Origin of the sequence: Anaerotaenia torta (genome assembly GCF_050433395.1) — a bacterium.
GTDB lineage: Bacteria > Bacillota > Clostridia > Lachnospirales > Lachnospiraceae > Mobilitalea > Mobilitalea torta.
Window position 1 is genome coordinate 240563 of the sequence record NZ_JBNPXH010000001.1, and the last position, 15580, is coordinate 256142.

Annotated in this window: 10 protein-coding genes; 2 read left to right on the forward strand and 8 right to left on the reverse strand. The window is 49.9% G+C overall.

Going from position 1 to position 15580, the window contains the following annotated elements; all coding sequences use genetic code 11:
* Positions 1 to 168: 168 nt before the first annotated feature.
* Genes HNQ56_RS01090 through HNQ56_RS01100 form a run of 3 tightly spaced genes read right to left on the reverse strand, consistent with a single transcriptional unit; the run spans position 169 to position 2358 of the window.
* On the reverse strand, positions 169 to 1332 hold the full coding sequence (locus HNQ56_RS01090; RefSeq protein ID WP_429141906.1) for a DUF4097 family beta strand repeat-containing protein: 1164 nt from the start codon (positions 1330 to 1332) through the stop codon (positions 169 to 171).
* A complete protein-coding gene (locus tag HNQ56_RS01095; RefSeq protein ID WP_429141908.1) occupies positions 1332 to 2018 on the reverse strand; it encodes a permease prefix domain 1-containing protein in 687 nt (228 codons plus the stop codon). The genes HNQ56_RS01090 and HNQ56_RS01095 overlap by 1 nt, the downstream gene beginning before the upstream one ends.
* Before the next feature lie 16 nt (positions 2019 to 2034).
* The gene (locus tag HNQ56_RS01100) at positions 2035 to 2358 is read right to left on the reverse strand and encodes a PadR family transcriptional regulator (protein ID WP_429141910.1); all 324 of its coding nucleotides are present in this window, start codon (positions 2356 to 2358) and stop codon (positions 2035 to 2037) included.
* Positions 2359 to 2610: 252 nt separating this feature from the next.
* On the opposite strand from HNQ56_RS01100, the gene HNQ56_RS01105 reads away from it, so the two are divergent.
* Positions 2611 to 4197 carry a leucine-rich repeat protein gene (locus HNQ56_RS01105; protein WP_429141912.1) on the forward strand — a complete coding sequence of 529 codons (1587 nt, stop codon included), beginning with the start codon at positions 2611 to 2613 and terminating at the stop codon, positions 4195 to 4197.
* 89 nt (positions 4198 to 4286) lie between these two features.
* On the opposite strand, the gene HNQ56_RS01110 is transcribed toward HNQ56_RS01105, so the two are convergent.
* The 5 genes from HNQ56_RS01110 to HNQ56_RS01130 form a co-directional block, all read right to left on the reverse strand.
* On the reverse strand, positions 4287 to 6545 hold the full coding sequence (locus HNQ56_RS01110) for an alpha-amylase family glycosyl hydrolase (protein WP_429141914.1): 2259 nt from the start codon (positions 6543 to 6545) through the stop codon (positions 4287 to 4289).
* Positions 6546 to 6560: 15 nt separating this feature from the next.
* Entirely contained in the window at positions 6561 to 8570 is a 2010-nt protein-coding gene (locus tag HNQ56_RS01115; protein WP_429141916.1) for an alpha-amylase family glycosyl hydrolase, read from the reverse strand.
* An 85-nt stretch (positions 8571 to 8655) separates the two neighbouring features.
* Positions 8656 to 9981 (reverse strand): Gfo/Idh/MocA family protein, encoded by a 1326-nt coding sequence (locus tag HNQ56_RS01120; protein WP_429141918.1) that lies wholly within the window; start codon positions 9979 to 9981, stop codon positions 8656 to 8658.
* An 18-nt stretch (positions 9982 to 9999) separates the two neighbouring features.
* On the reverse strand, positions 10000 to 11142 hold the full coding sequence (locus tag HNQ56_RS01125) for a GNAT family N-acetyltransferase (protein ID WP_429141919.1): 1143 nt from the start codon (positions 11140 to 11142) through the stop codon (positions 10000 to 10002).
* A gap of 52 nt (positions 11143 to 11194) precedes the next feature.
* The gene (locus tag HNQ56_RS01130; protein ID WP_429141920.1) at positions 11195 to 12229 is read right to left on the reverse strand and encodes an amidohydrolase family protein; all 1035 of its coding nucleotides are present in this window, start codon (positions 12227 to 12229) and stop codon (positions 11195 to 11197) included.
* Positions 12230 to 12557: 328 nt separating this feature from the next.
* Here HNQ56_RS01130 and HNQ56_RS01135 point away from each other — a divergent pair, with 328 nt between their 5' ends.
* Positions 12558 to 15512, forward strand: a complete 2955-nt coding sequence (locus HNQ56_RS01135) for an extracellular solute-binding protein (RefSeq protein WP_429141921.1) — start codon at positions 12558 to 12560, stop codon at positions 15510 to 15512.
* The last annotated feature ends 68 nt before the right edge of the window (positions 15513 to 15580 follow it).

Sequence of the window (15580 nt, forward strand, 5' to 3'; positions counted from 1 at the left end):
AATGAGATTGCGGTATTAAATCGAAGCGGTATTTAAGTAAAATAGACAGGGCCGTTGCAAAATGAATTTTCTCCTCCATACATTGTGATATAGTAACAAATTACATGTATATGGCAGGTTAAATCCATTTTACAACGGCCCTGTTCTTTTTGTTGACTTGAGGATTTACTATTTACCGTTGCTTTTTACTGTAATATTCCCGCTGGTGGTTGAGATATTAATACGGTGGGAGGGGTTGCTGCCGACGCTGCCTTTCGCGTGATCCCCTCTATCCTTAAAGCTCAGGAGATCGTCAAAATAAGTGTTGATCCTTCCGCTGGAGGTTCTGGCCTCAAAGTCGAAGCTCCATGCTTCGGGAATGCGGAAGGATACGTCCCCGCTGGAGGTGTCTGCCGAGATATCCATATCAAGAGCGGACACTCCGCCAGCCCAGTCAACAATAACACTGCCGGAGGTGGTCTCAAAGCTTCCGGCTCCGGTCTGGTTCGAGCAGGAGATATTTCCGCTGGAGGAGGAGGCACGGAGGAAGCCGGTGCAGTCGGAAATCGTTATGACGCCGGAGGTAGTTTCGATATCTTTATCGCCGAAGACCTTCGTAATGCTGATATCTCCGCTTGAGGCACCGGCACTCAGCCTGCCCGTATTCTCCTTGATGATAATACTGCCGGAGGTTGAGGAAAAGCTGCTGTCACCGTCTCCGCCCAGCACCATAATATCCCCGCTGGAGGAAGTAAAGCCTCGGCTTCCTTCCGCTTTATCAAAGCGGATACTTCCGCTGGAGGTCGAGGCGGTAATCTGGGGTGCAACCACTTCTTTGAAGCAAATATCTCCGCTGGAAGCAGTGGCTTCACAGCGTTCAAGCCGCAGAGCAGGGTCGGAGGAGATGCTTCCGCTGGAGGTACCGACGGAAAGGCTGCCGGCATAAGAGGAGGGAAGATAAACCTCCACATAGCCGTTGTAATGATTGAACAGCCAGTTTCGCTGCATTCTCTCTCCGGAACGGAGCTGCAGCAGGGAACCGGACTGTTTTACCTGGGTAAGCTCATTCTCCTTCGGTTCAATACTCATGTATTCCTTCAGGATCAGCTCCTGGGTGTCGCTTTCGTAGAAGAAGACATCATCAGAAGAATATTCAAGAGTAAGCTCTGTAATGCCTTCCAGAGAGTAATTGCTGGTGCGTACCAGATCTGCAGCAGGACTGCCAAGGGAAGTTATCTCGCCGGTGAAGGAACTGAGCCGGCTGCCGGAGTTTAAGACAAACACCAGCAGAAGGATCAGTCCGGCGGTAATGACACTAAGGGCTGCGATCATTGCTATTATAAATTTTCTCATTATTTCATCTCCTTTAAACGAAAGATCAGATCTGCAATAGCCTGGACGCAGGCGGCAGCAAGGAAGACAATCCAGGTAATATGCCAGGCGAAGGTGGCGAAGCTTACAGCAAAGTAAATCAGCAGGGCAGCGGTCCATATAATACTGGATACGGCTCCTTTGATGACCTTACTCCTGGCAGTGCCGCTTTTCCATTCCTTAAAATCCTCTACAACGGTATCTTCCTGCTTGCGGTATCCGGGATACATATTCGCAACATAGACCAGCATACAGGTGGGTATGATAGCAACAAAAATCATGACACACAATCCGATGGTAGAAAGCTCCCAGGTGGTATATACGGAGTACATATCATCAAGTACGGCAAAAACCAGGAACAGGAAGCCGGCGAAGATATATAGACCTACCGCGGCAGTTTTGATCATGGCGATTTTCCTGGTTCTTTCCGCTTGCTCTGCCCTGTCCCCGGTCTGTGCATGTTCCAGCCCGGCAAACAGCTCCGATACATTACCGATGGAACTGACCACATGCTTGAAGGCATCGTCAGGGGATACACCGGTGGAGATGAGATCCTGATACCGTTCCTCGGAATTGGCCAGCAGTTCTTCTTTCAGTTCAAAGGATTTTCTTGTCTTAGGAGCACTTTCAAACAGTTCTTCAATATAATTCCTTAACCTCTCATTCATAAGATACTTCCTCCGTCTACTTTAATAATTTATCAATGATTTCTTTTGTGTCTGCCCAATCCTTTTTGTACTCCCGGTATACCTCACGGCCCTTTTCCGTTATGGCATAGTATCGGCGCCTTGCCCCCACATTCTCATCACCCCAGTAGGAGATAATGGATCCGGCTTCCTCCAGACGGCGGAAGGCGGAATACAGGGTGGCTTCCTTTAATTCATATAAATTGTTGGTCTTCTCCATGATTTCCTTGTTGATTTGATAACCGTAACTGTCTCCCTCGATCAGATGGGACAGAATAATGGGCTCTGTATGACCGCGAATTACATCCGATGTAATTGACATGAGAGATACCTCCTTTACTTAAGCTATATTATATTCTCATATACTTCGCCTGTCAAGGTATATATTAAAATAAATTATATTACAGAATAAAAATGGGAGGGTGAGCATGCGGGAAGAAAAATCAGGCTCGATTGTATGAAAATATATTGTTAACTTTTTATTCATAATCACAGCATTACAATGCTATGATTATGTGGTAGAATAAATTTAATAGTAACTATGACAGGATATGTTCAAGAATGGAGGCAGATAATGAAAGATCAAATTATTAATGCGGAAAAGAGAAAATTCGTAATTTTTCTAAAATTGCTTATCATGGCGGCTGCCCTATTTCATCTTATCCCCAGCCGGGAAGTATCTGCGGCACAGACGGATACTCAATTTGAAATAGACAATCATGTGCTTTACATTAGTGTTTCGCGGGATGCCGCCATATATAAGGATGGAATATTTCGGTATATCATTACAAGCGAAGAGAATAAAGAAGTAAGACTTATCGGCATTGAATGTAATGATAAAATAAAAGAATTTACGATACCGGGTAACGCGGCCATCAATGATACAACCTATACCGTGTCATTGGTGAGTATTATCTATGATTACTGTGGGAATGATAGTTATTCCGCATTCTATAGCAGTGTTAATAAGCTGATATTTGACGATTCCTTCATTGGCGTTGCTTATAACCCGGGTTATGCATTTCCGAATTTAGCAGCCATGGAGTTTACCGGTAATACGGTGCCGAGAGGTATCTATGAGCAGACATCCAATGGTTCGGCTGTATTAGATACGTTGTTTATCGTTCCCCAGGGAATGAAGGAAGCCTATCAAAAGGTTATTCATGAATATATGTATTATTATAACGGAAGTGATTTGTATGAGCGGGACATTGATTTAACACCAACGGTTATTACATCCGATGAAACAGAGGCAATTGAGAGGGAAACATTCTCTTATAACGGCTTCATTTACCAGGTGCTTACCTCCGCTAAGAATGGGAGCGGAACCGTAAAGCTCCTTGGTATTCATACTTATGGATTGAAGGACTGGTCGCAGAGAGTACTTAACAATTCCTATCTTGCATTACCAAAGCAGGTAAAGAACAACGGATATACCTATCAGCTTGCAAAGCTTGGCCGTTCTTCTCTTGTTCTAGCCGGTGGAACGGTCATTGTTGTTCCCGATACGGTTACGGAGATGGATTCCTATGTATTTGACAGTCGGGTTGAACTGCTATTTTTATCAAAGAATTGCAAAGTGATTCCTTCCAGAATGATAACCGATGAAAATAATGAAACCAATCTGCAATTCATATCGGTTCCGGAAGGTGTGACCACAATATCAGCCAACGCATTTTCTAACTTGCCTCAATATAAAGCCAGCATAATACTCCCGAGCACCGTCAAGAGTCTGGGGAAACAGGCGTTATATAATTTCAAGCTGGTTACTTTCATAAATAAAAAGCCGATAAAAAATATTGCGCCTGCTATTAAAAACGGTACAACCGTGAAGGTAGATACAGGATCTATCCCTACTTATAAATCACTTTTCAGCAGTAAGGTTTCTGTAATCGCTGCAAAGAATATTAAAAAAGCAACAAAGATATCCGTGGATAAATCCAGTGTTACAATGGCCGCGAAAAAGAAGATAACATTAACCGGTACATTATCAAAGGGTTCCAATGAAAATATTTATTGGCATTCCAGTAACACCGATATTTTTGAGATATCATCCAAGGGCGTAATTACTTCTAAAAAAGCGGGAACAGCCTATGCTATCGCCTATTCCAGGACCTCGGGACTTTATAAAGCGGTAAAGGTGACAGTGACTAAGAAATAGTCTTGTTAATATATCCGGACATAAAAACACCCCTATATAGGAGCTTTGTGTTTCACTATCCTATATAGGGGTAACCTGTGTTTCTTGTCTTATTTTTCAATAATCACAGTGCTATAGGGCTCCAGAAGAATATGGCCGTCTTCCAGTGTGTATGCTCCGTCCGTATAAAGTATCTCCAGCCCTTCTTCCAACGGAAAGGAATTAGCGCTTTCCGATACATTGATCAGGACCAGGCGGGTATTGCTGCCGCTTCCATCCGCTCTGGTAAAGGCAAAGACCGGCGTATCGGAGTAGAGGTAGGTAATGCTGTAATCCGCAGGGGTATACTGGCTCCGGGCTTTCAGCAGATCGGTAAAGAATTGCTCCAGGTTCTCACCCTCCAGGCGGTAGGCAGCCGGATCCTCGTCTCCCTGATAGATAAAAGGGACGCCGTCAATCAGGCTCAGGATGCTCCACAATGCCTTTGCTCTCTTCACCCCATACAGGGTTTGCGCGCGCTGGGCATCGAAGGTCCAGGTGACCGTGTCGTGGTTTCCCAGGAAGCGCAATTTCACCTGCCCCTTTACAGAGGTTTTCTGTTCTGCCTCCAGCCAGTGCTGTAAGGTCTGTACATATTCTGTCTCTGAGATTCTGGCATGATGGAGATTGTGCATGGTCCGGTACAGAGGCATATCATAGAATACATCGGTGTACTGGGCAAAAGCCGGATTTGGATGAAAGTTCTCCGGGAGCAGAATCGGGTTTACATCGGCTTCTATAAAGCCCTCCCTTATTGCTTTGGTAATATTAATACCGGCTGCCAGGCCGGAGCTGCTGGGGCGCAGGCCTTCCACCGGCTGCCAGTTGGAGAGTCCGCCCATGGAGCAGTCGATCCGGGCGCCGTCCAGGCCGAAATCTCTGGCGTAATAAGAGATAAGCTCCTTCGTATAATTGTAATAGCCCGGATTGTTGTAATCGAAGGAGACGCATCCCCATTCTATTTGATTCGAGCCGTCCTTCTTCTTGGAGATCCAGTCATCATGCTCCTTGGCAAAGGGGTAGACCGGCCTTGGACCGTGGGGAACCAGATCAAATAATACACGCAGGTTCAGCTCATGAGCCCGGTTGATAAAGACCTGGGCTCCTTCCTCCCCGCCATAGCGCTTATCAATTACACCCTGGTCAATAGGCTCGTAGACATTATCTCCGGTATGATAGAAGATGGGGAGCAGCCATACATTTTTAAATCCCATGGCGGCAATCTGCTCCAGCTGGTCTGCATATTCCTGCAAAGTGAGCCTGTTAAAATAACTGGTATCCATGGTTCCGTAAGGATGGGCGGAATAAACCGGCCCGTCGTTCACGCCGTTATCGGGAACGCGGTAGCCCAGCTCCGTCCAGAGATCCTGAATGGCCAGATAGGCATCCTTTTCCTCATCGGGCAGTTGGAGGTACATGGCTCCTACCTGCATCTGTTCCCCGGCCGTCAGATAACCCTCCACGGCGGCAAGAAAGACGGAACAGGGCTTGTCGTTCTCATCGCTGTAGAAGCTGGCGGTCCACTTTTCCTCTTCGTCAACAAAAAGAGCATTGACAGAGGAGCCTTCCTGGTCGAACTGGATGATAGGACAGGAATAATCCGTGGAGACTACCGAATACTTTGGATATTTGGATAAAGGAATTTTACCCTGGGGAGTGCTTCCGGGGAATTCCGCGGTGGTCTTTTCCTTATCAAAGCTCTGATAACCTTTTACAAGAAAGCCCACGCCATTTACAAGCTTCCGGGAAGTTTCCTTTGTGGTAATTACCCCATAGACCTTCAGAGCGTTTTCCAGCATTTCATAGTGATATTCCACCGTTAAGGAAGCGATGGACAGGGACACGGTAAAGCCGGTCTCTGTTTCTTCGATGCCGAGGACTTCGTATGCCGGCAGGGGCTTCAGCTTTGCCCATACGAGAGGCAATTCCCAGGTCGCCAGATCCTCGTAGGAGCTGTAGCCCAGCTGGGAGAAGGCAAAAGCCTCCTGAATTCCCACATCAATTACAATCCCGTCCATTGCAACGCTGCGTTCCCCGGAAGCGATCCGGGTAACCAGGCCGCTCGCTGAATTTACCTCACAGGTAATGCCGTTTCTGGTAATTTCAATAGGGGAACCCTTCCCCGAGGTACTCCAATCGGCGCCCTTTTCATCCTCCGGCACTTTGGTCGGGGCCGGGGAGGGAGATGGGGACGGAGCAGCGCTGGGGGTCGGGGTGTTAAGCCCTTCCTGTTCCCGATGGGAAGTATCTCGTCGGGAACAGGAAGAGGATAATATTAATAAGAATAGTAAGGATACCAGAAGAAGTACCCGGTGTTTTTTAAAACTCATACAGCCTCCCTTGCTTTAGATGCGGTAGATCTGATAGTCATAGGCACCAAGGTGATCTGCCGGCTTATCCTTCAGCAGTGCTTTGGCAGCCGGATATGCGTTCAGATCAAAGACCTGCTCTTCGTTGGACAGGTTGATGGTGACCAGAACCTGATTGCCTTTCTCACCGCGCAGGAAGGCCATGACAGGAGTGCCGGTCTTGAGGTAGGCGGTCTCATTGCTTCCGGCAGGGATGTATTTCTTCCGGTCAGCAAAAAGCCTGGTAAAGAATTCGGTTAGCTTCGGTCCCTCTCCCCCGTAGATGGAAGGGTCTTCATCTCCCTGGTAGATCATGGGCATACCGTCAATGAGGGAGATTACCGCCCAGAGAGCCTTTGCGCCGCCTGCCCCATAGCAGTCAACCGCACGGCGGGACTGGAATACCCAGGAGACGGTATCATGGTTCCCCAGATAGCGCAATTTATGATAATTCGCAGGACTCACCAGAGACTGCCTTTCCAGGAAATCCGTAAGCAGACGTACATATTCTGCGGGCTGCTCCTTCAGGAAATGCTCTATTTCCACGAACACCCGGTACAGTGTCATATCGTAAAACAGGTCGGTGCAGTGATAGTAATTGGGAATCGGATTGAAATTCTCAGGCAGGATAAAGGACTGCTTGCCGCCGCGCAGAAAACCGTCGCGGATCGCATTGGTAATGCTGACTCCCGCCTTTACGCTGTTGCCGCTGGGGCGGTTATCCTTGTAGGGGCGCCAGTTGGAAAGACCGCCCATGGCACAGTCAATACGGGCCCCATCCACTCCAAAACGCTTCACATGATCATGCACCAGCTCCGCGGTATATTCATAATAGCCCGGATGATTATAATCCATGGATACGCATTCCCATTCATCCTGCAGGGAGCCGTCGCGGCGTTTGGAAGGCCATTCGGGGTTATCGCGGGCCACCGGGAATTCCGGCGCGGGGCCGTGGGGCACATAATCAAAGAGGATGGTCATTCCCAGCTCATGGGCTTTATCGCAGTAATACTTACAGCCCTCCTCGCCGCCGTAGCGCTCATCGATGATGGACTGGTCATTGGAATGATAGACACCGTTTTCATCGTGCTCGAATACCGGCAGAAGCCAGACATGGTCAACTCCCATTTCCTTTAATTCGGGTAGATACTCGGCGTAGCGGAACAGATCATCCTTTAAGGGAAAGCCTGCATCCATGGTGCCGGAGGGATGGCAGGAGTACATAACCCCCTCTGTGATGCCGCCTTCGCAGGGCTTATAACCCAGGGCTTCCACAAACTCCCGGATCTGCAGATAGGGATTGCCCGCCTCGCAGAGCTGGAGATACAGCGTGCCGACCGACAGTGTGGCACCGGGAGCCAGGTCCGCTTCCAGACCGGCACTGAAGACATAATTAACACAGGTGCCATCGTGATAGACCCCGGAGGACCATTTCTCGATAGGGTCAATAAATAAAAGGTTAAAATCTCCCCCTGCTGTCCGGGTATGAGTGGCAAAGCTGATCAGGCCGGTTTCTATTACCTGGTAGGGCTCCAGCTTGGAAGCCTCAAAGTGCTGCATGGGGACATTGCCGGGGAAATCAAAGACAACCCCTTCCAGCTCTTTCAGCTTCATAATAAAGCTAAAGGTATTCAGATAGAGAGGATCGGAGGATTGATTCTCCAATTCCGCGTCAATATTCAGGGAACCCTCCGTCAGCCGGTAGATGATACGTATGAGGCACTGGTTGATCTGATAGGTGGCGGTGGCGGAAGAACCCTGTATCTCAAAGGAAACGGGAGAAGGCAGAGAACCTCCTCTGGTGGGTCTGATGGCAGGAAGATTCCAGGTTCTGAAATTAAGCATGGAATCATACTCCAGAATGCCGGTCTGATTCACCTCGTTGCATCCGAAGTCAAAAGCAAAGCCGTCCCAAGGCAGGAGGTAATCTTTGAGCTTTACTTCGGAGAGGGTATGGTTTGTATTACAGAAGGAGCAGTTTAATAAACGGTTATTCAATGTTTGCATCAGTTAAAAGCCATCCTTTCTCATGTTGAGTGAATAGTTACAATATCATTTGGTCTTACGGTTTTACAGCGGTTACAGCGGCTTGTTAATTAAGCTCCCCGCCGCTCTGGATGAAGGCATCCAGATCAACGACGGCTCCGTTGTTCAGCCGGGAATACTCGGCGGCGAAGGCAGCCAGGTGGCTTTCCAGCGAACGGTCGATGGAGGTGAGGGTGGTCAGGTCCGTCCCCTTGCCCTGCAGGAGATCCAAAACATCGCGAACCATGCGGTAATCTCCGCCGCCGTGACCGCTCAGATCTGTTTCTAAAGCTGCAATATCAATGATTTCCGGTTCTTTTCCGAATTCCCATACGCGCAGCTTGTTGCTGTCCATGTCCCCTTCCAGCTCGCCCCGGGTGCCCATTACCTTGATCTGACGGTAAATCCGGTTGGAATAAGCGCACACCGTAAGGCTGACGGTAACTCCGTCCTCCATCTCCAGGTTCACCACCTGATGATCCACCACATTGTTGTCGCAATGATATACGCAGCGGCCGTAAGGGCCTTCCTCCAGTGCGCGGGTCAGACTGTCCGCCGTGGGAGCATTGACTACAATGTTGGCAGGCCAGCCCAGATTACCGGAACGCACGGGATCGAGATAGATCTTCTCGGCATCATAGGGGCATTGTGCTTTGACGGAGCAGGCGCCGTCAAGACAGCGTGCCGATGCTCCGGCGGGGGCCTTCTGCTCCCGGAATTCACGAAGGCTGCCGAAGGAGGAGAGGCGTTTGCACCGTTTGCCCGTGAGCCACAGGAGAATATCCATGTCATGGCAGGATTTTGCCAAAATCATGGGGCTGGTGGTATCGCTGTTGCGCCAATTCCCGCGCACGTAGCTGTGGGCATAATGGTAATAACCTATGTTTTCAAAGGCATGAACCGTGGATAGTTCACCCAGGCACCCGGAAGCAATGATATCTCTCACGGTCTGGTAGAACGGCGTGTAGCGCAGCACATGGCACACCACTACCTGCCGTCCGCAGGCTTTGGCCTCCCGTGATACCGTGAGACAGCCCTCCATATCGATAGCCACGGGCTTTTCCAGCAGCAGGTCATAGCCCTTGCGCATGGCCGCCACCGCATGATCCACATGCATCCGGTCCATGGTACAGATAAACATGACGTCCGCCAGCTTAGGCTGCGCCAGCATTTCCTCTGCGCTGGAGAAGCAGTTTTCCGGAGGGATTCCGTAGGTCCGCGCCATCTCCTCTACATTCTCCCTGCGCGGATCGGCTACCGCTACGATTTCCATGTCCTCCGGATAACGCCGGGCACAGGGTGCGTAGCAATCCTTTCCGCGGGAACCCGCACCTGCAATCGCCACCTTTATTCGAGCATAGGAGCGGCTCTTTTCTTCTTGTTGCTTATTCATATAATAGCCCCCATTTCTTTAATAACAATCGTTTTGTTCCAGATATAACGGTAAAGGCAGCCATGCGGCCAGAAAAGGATATTCTGCCGCCAGCCGGTTTCGTTCGGCACTAACGGATGAGAACAGCAGATGAACCGCCTGTTGGCAGGATAATTCCGCCTGGGCTGAATTGCCGGGACATGAGCGGGCTCCCGCGTCGCCGTCTCCAACATACAGCTCCAGGCCACCGTGCCCTTCTATATTCATTGAGAATACGCCGCAGGGCAGGGGAGAGATGGCCCGCTTCCTGCGAAGCAGGGCGTCAGTCAGCTCGGAAAAGCGAAGAATATGAATGCTATGATCCGGTCCGATGATATAGCGTTCACAGAGCAGGAAAGCAGGGGCATATTCCGGAGCGCCCGGCGCAAGACATATCTTCAGCGCCGTATGTCCCTGCCGGAACAGCAGGGAACACAGGGGCATGAAGGCCTCCGCATTGCCAAGGCGCAGCTCGGAGAGAACGGAATAGCCCTCCTGCCAGTAGAACATGGTGCAATAGCCCGCAGGCTGCCCGTTCTGATACAGCATAAAGGGATGTGCATCCCAGGAAGCAAGGGTGTCCGCGAAGTTCTCCTCCGCCCTCTGCATATATATTCCGTTCTGAGGAAACAGACGCCGGGCACCGGCCAGTGCCTCGGGACCCTCCAGCGGCAGAAGGGTATAGCCGTCAGTGGATGCACCGCGTACATTGGCTTCATACATTACAAATTCAGTTTTTACTCCTGTGGGAATAAAGCCATACCGTTCATACCGCTGGCGTTGTCCGCTGAGGACGATAAGCGCGCAGCCCTCCGCCCGCAGATCCTCTATGGCGCGGTTCAGCAGGCGTCCCATGACGCCCCTTCCCCGGTATTCCGGTGCCACGCATACGCTGCCGATATGTCCCACAAGGAGTGTCCGGTCTTCTGCAACCAACCGGGTGGAAAGGCGCAGCAGCATCCCCAGAATGGTACCGTCCTCCTCCAGAACCAGGTTGTGATGGGCGCTCTTTTCGGGAGAGCGGTATATCTTGGGCAGCATATGAGCAAAATCGGCAGGATGCTCCGGGCTCCCAAAGATTCTTTCGGTAAAGGCCAGGAGCGCCTTGCACTCCTCCGGGCCGGCTGTTCTGATTTGTTCCATCACTTAACCTCCATTCCGCTGTGATACAGCGGCACTAAACTATCCAAATTGTTTATTTGTTTCGGAGAAAGTCGATTACTTCCTCAGTGATCTGACATTCCTCCTCTGTCAGTGCCAGCTCCGCATTGTTCAGCCGTGCCTCCAGATAGCGGACAGCGGCCTCCTTGTTAAGCTTGCGGGGAATGCGGCCTGCAAGACGCATGAAGTTGCCGTGAAGGATTTTGTCCAGCGCCTCCTCCGGCAGGGCAATACCCGTGGTCACATTATCCCAGGCGCGGACAGGGCCGGAGCATTTCAGAAAGCTTCTCTCCAGATCATTGGTGATGCGCGCGTTGTTCAGCTCCTCCGCATCATACAGGTTCATATTATCGGTGCCGTAGAGAATGCGGTCCTGGTGCTTCAGGAAGAAGGCACGCCAGTCCGCCGGGCGCTTTCCAAAATTGAAGTACATCTCGGTGCCTGACACGATATCCAGGCAGACATTGGGATGGCGTTCCAGGAGGCTATCCAGCCGCTCAAGATCGGCGGACATGAAATAAAAATGGGCAAGAATGACGGGAAGCTTCGGAAAGCGGGTCAGCACATCCTCCACCTCGCCGTAAAGCGTTTCCTTCTTCTCATAAGTACCATCACCGTAATAATACCCTGCCGCGAAGGCCCATTCCGGGATCAGTTCCCGGTCCCAGCATTCCTCCGGGTCTGCCACATGAGACAGAAGAGGGATCTGCTTCTCCTCCAGCATGGCATAGAAGGCATCGTAGCGGGGATGGTTGAAGGGGACGCCCAGCTCTTTCCGCAGGGTGGGCTTGTTCTCCACCATCTTCATCCCGTCGAAGCCGATCTCCCACAGGGCTTCCAGCTCCCGGGCAAAATCGCAGTCGTACCGGTAGGTAAGGCCCCCGAAGGCATAGTTCTCCGGTGCGCAGGCCTTTAAATAGATACCCAGGGCATTCTGGGCCGCGTCCCCCATACACTCACAGCTTAAATAATTACAGGCCGCATAACCAAATTCCTTTTCCAAGGCCAGCAAATCCCGCACACCCTGGGTTCCTTTTCCAAACACATGCACATGACAATCAATTGTCAAGAGCCCTCACTCCTTTTTCTTTATAAATTTAAATCCGTGATTAGGAAATCGTTTACTCAACAACTTTGCTTTTAGCATAGCGTTTATGCCTCTATTTGTCAAGAGCATGGTTTACTTTTGTCATAATTCATTGCCATATGTACAAATTTTTTAGTTGTAAAAAATAAAAAAATTAATTTACCACTTGACATTATTGTTCATTTTGACATATATTATAGATATGAAAACGTTTACCCTTGATTATTAAAGCAGATGGGCGGCATCCCTGAAAGAAAGACATGCGGTTTAGAATTTGATGAAGAGGAACATAGAAAGGCAAGGTCTGGTTATGAAAAAATTCAAAAATCTGATTGCAATACTTACTGCTTCCGTTATGCTGGCGACGACTCCCGGGCATCATTTTGCGGCAGCGGAACCCCAACAGGGAGACGCGGGAGATGATCCGCAGGAGATCACCCTGTATGAGGCGGGCGGAGAATATGAGAGGGATATTTCCTATGACAGCTATCTGGCAGAGCATGGCGCAGCTTCCAGGCCGGACCGGGTGATTGAGATCAAAGGAAGCAATTACCTGACACAGGAGAATGCACAGGCAAAGGTTCTCTCTTATATGGGAAGGGACAATGTGCTTTACTGGGATTCCCAGGAGGGTAGTGTGACATGGGAGTTTGAGGCAGAGGAAGAGGGCCTTTATCATCTATATTTTGATTACTGCCCCATTGAATTAAAGAGTGCTGATATACAGATGGGAATCCGTATTGACGGAAAATTTCCTTTCCGGAATGCGAAAACGATTACCCTACCCAGACTCTTTCTGGACGAGACCTATCAGGGGTACCGGGACTGGGAATTCAAACAGGATGTAAAAGGCAATGAGATCCGGCCCAAGGTGAACGAGGTTTTTGAATGGCAGAATCACGGATTGATTGATAAGGACGGCCAGTACAACGGACAGCTGGAATTTTACCTGAGCAAGGGAACCCACACCATATCCCTGGAGCTTCAGATGGAGGCGCTGGCGATCGATGCCCTCCGGTTCTGCCGCTCGGAGAAGACGGCTCCCTATGAGGAGGTAAAGCAACAGTGGGATCAGCAGGGAGCGGAGGATACCAAAGGCTTCTCCCAGATGTTCCAGGCGGAGAAGAGCTATTTAAAATCCAGCAATACCTTATTTCCTACTTTTGATAACAGCAGTGTGACGAATCTTCCTTCCGATCCCTACGCCCTTTTATACAACACCATCGGCGAGAATACCTGGGATTCGGCAGGGGAATATATCACCTGGGAATTTGAGGTTCCCCAGGACGGCTATTATTATTTCTCCTTTAAGGCCAAGCAGAACATAAAGCGGGGAATGTACAGCGCCCGTGAAATGATGATTGACGGCAAAGCGTTGTTTGAAGAAATGAAGGATTTAAAATTTGAGAATAAGAATTCCTGGTACATCAAGACGCTGGAGGATGCAAAAGGGGAACCCTATAAGATATACCTTTCCCAGGGAAAGCACATCTTGAGGCTGGGAGTGACCGTGGGCGGTGTTGCAGATCTGCTCCGCCGTGTGGATGAGGATGTAGCGAAATTAAATAAATGGTACCGGGAAATTGTAAAGATCACAGGCATCAATGCGGATGAAGCCCGTATCACCATTGACGCGGAGCGGGATTTTCTCCTGGATCAGAAGATACCCGGCCTGATGGAAGGCTTTGCGGAAGTGAAAGCCGATCTGGAGGGGGTTCTGGCAGAGATAGAAGCGATGGATGATCTGGATGTTTCCAGTGCCTCCATTCTCCAGGAAGCGGTGGCTTTGCTGGGGCAGTTTATCAAAAAGCCGGGCAAGATAGCAAACCGGATTGAAACCTACCGGAATAATATCAGCAGTCTTACCACCTGGACCATTGAGATGCGTTTGCAGCCCCTGGAGCTGGATTACTTTACGGTATATTCTCCAGACAGTAAAGAGCCGAAGATCAAAGCTAATTTGTTTCAGCAGCTCTGGTACCGTTCCTGCATGTTTGTTTATTCTTTCTTCAATAATTATAATGACATAGCAGGCACTGCGGACACGGATCAGGAGCAGGAGGCGCTGGAGGTATGGATCAGCACCTCGGATCTGCAGGCTACCGGCGTATCCGCCGGCCGGGATCAGGCCACACTGTTAAAGCGGATGGTGGATGATATGTTCATCCCCGAGAAAAAGATACCGGTGAAGGTGAGCCTGGTCAACAGTTCTTCCACTCTGACCCAGGCGGTGCTGGCAGGCAAGGGGCCTGATGTGGCATTGTTTGTCTCTAAGGAAACACCGGTCAATCTGGCAATGAGAGGGGCGCTGTATGATTTGTCTTCCTTTGAGGATTTTGAGGAAGTAACCACCCAGTTCATGCCCTCGGCAATGATCCCTTATCAATACAAGGGGAGATATTACGCACTGCCGGAGACCCAGAGCTTTGACATGCTGTTCTACCGGACGGATATCTTTGCAGAGCTGGGCTTTGAACCGCCCCGGACCTGGGAAGAGTTTTATGCGCTGATCCCGGCCCTGATGGATGAAAATTATCTGGTGGGCGTTCCGGAATCCCAGCGGACCTTTGAGATGTTTCTGTACCAGAACGGCGGACAGTTTTATACGGATGATCTTACCAGAACCACCTTTGATACGGGAACGGCGCTGACGGCTTTCCGGAACTGGACGGGATTGTATTCCAAATACAGCCTGCCCCTGGTGTTCGACTTCTTCAACCGTTTCCGCAACGGAGAGATGCCCATGGGCATCATGCCTTACACTAATGTGAACTATCTGTCCGCGGCGGCGCCGGAGCTGAAGAACCTGTGGGATATTGTTCCCGTGCCAGGCACCGTTCAGGAGGATCAGAGCATTGACCGCTCCGAGACCTCTAATGGCACGGCGGCAATTCTTCTGGCGGATGCCAAGAACCCGGAGCAGGCCTACGAATTCCTGAAATGGTGGGTCAGCAGCGAGGCTCAGAGCCGCTTCGGCGTGGAGCTGGAACAGAATATGGGCCCCGGAGCCAGATATCCTACGGCTAATGTGGATGCCTTCCAGAAGCTGCCCTGGACGAAGCAGCAGTCGGAAAGCCTGATGGAGCAGTGGAAGCATGTTACGGAGATCCCTCAGATACCGGGAAGCTATTATATCTCCCGTAATGTTGCCTTTGCCTTTAAATCCGTGGTCTACGATAAGAAGAACGAGCGTGAGACCCTATATAAGTACAATATCGAAATTAATAAAGAAATTGCCCGCAAGCAGAAGGAGTTTGAATATTAAAAAACTGCAAAACAACTTTTAATATTCATGAACAAGGAGTAAACGGCCAAAAACCGTTTGCGGATTGT

What these genes read in the sequence shown, in the direction of transcription:
- HNQ56_RS01105 (WP_429141912.1), top strand. Translation starts at nt 2,611, where the DNA reads ATGAAAGATCAAATTATTAATGCGGAAAAGAGAAAATTCGTAATTTTT.
- HNQ56_RS01110 (WP_429141914.1), bottom strand. Translation starts at nt 6,545, where the DNA reads ATGAGTTTTAAAAAACACCGGGTACTTCTTCTGGTATCCTTACTATTC.
- HNQ56_RS01115 (WP_429141916.1), bottom strand. Translation starts at nt 8,570, where the DNA reads ATGCAAACATTGAATAACCGTTTATTAAACTGCTCCTTCTGTAATACA.
- HNQ56_RS01100 (WP_429141910.1), bottom strand. Translation starts at nt 2,358, where the DNA reads ATGTCAATTACATCGGATGTAATTCGCGGTCATACAGAGCCCATTATT.
- HNQ56_RS01135 (WP_429141921.1), top strand. Translation starts at nt 12,558, where the DNA reads ATGAAAAAATTCAAAAATCTGATTGCAATACTTACTGCTTCCGTTATG.
- HNQ56_RS01095 (WP_429141908.1), bottom strand. Translation starts at nt 2,018, where the DNA reads ATGAATGAGAGGTTAAGGAATTATATTGAAGAACTGTTTGAAAGTGCT.
- HNQ56_RS01090 (WP_429141906.1), bottom strand. Translation starts at nt 1,332, where the DNA reads ATGAGAAAATTTATAATAGCAATGATCGCAGCCCTTAGTGTCATTACC.
- HNQ56_RS01125 (WP_429141919.1), bottom strand. Translation starts at nt 11,142, where the DNA reads ATGGAACAAATCAGAACAGCCGGCCCGGAGGAGTGCAAGGCGCTCCTG.
- HNQ56_RS01120 (WP_429141918.1), bottom strand. Translation starts at nt 9,981, where the DNA reads ATGAATAAGCAACAAGAAGAAAAGAGCCGCTCCTATGCTCGAATAAAG.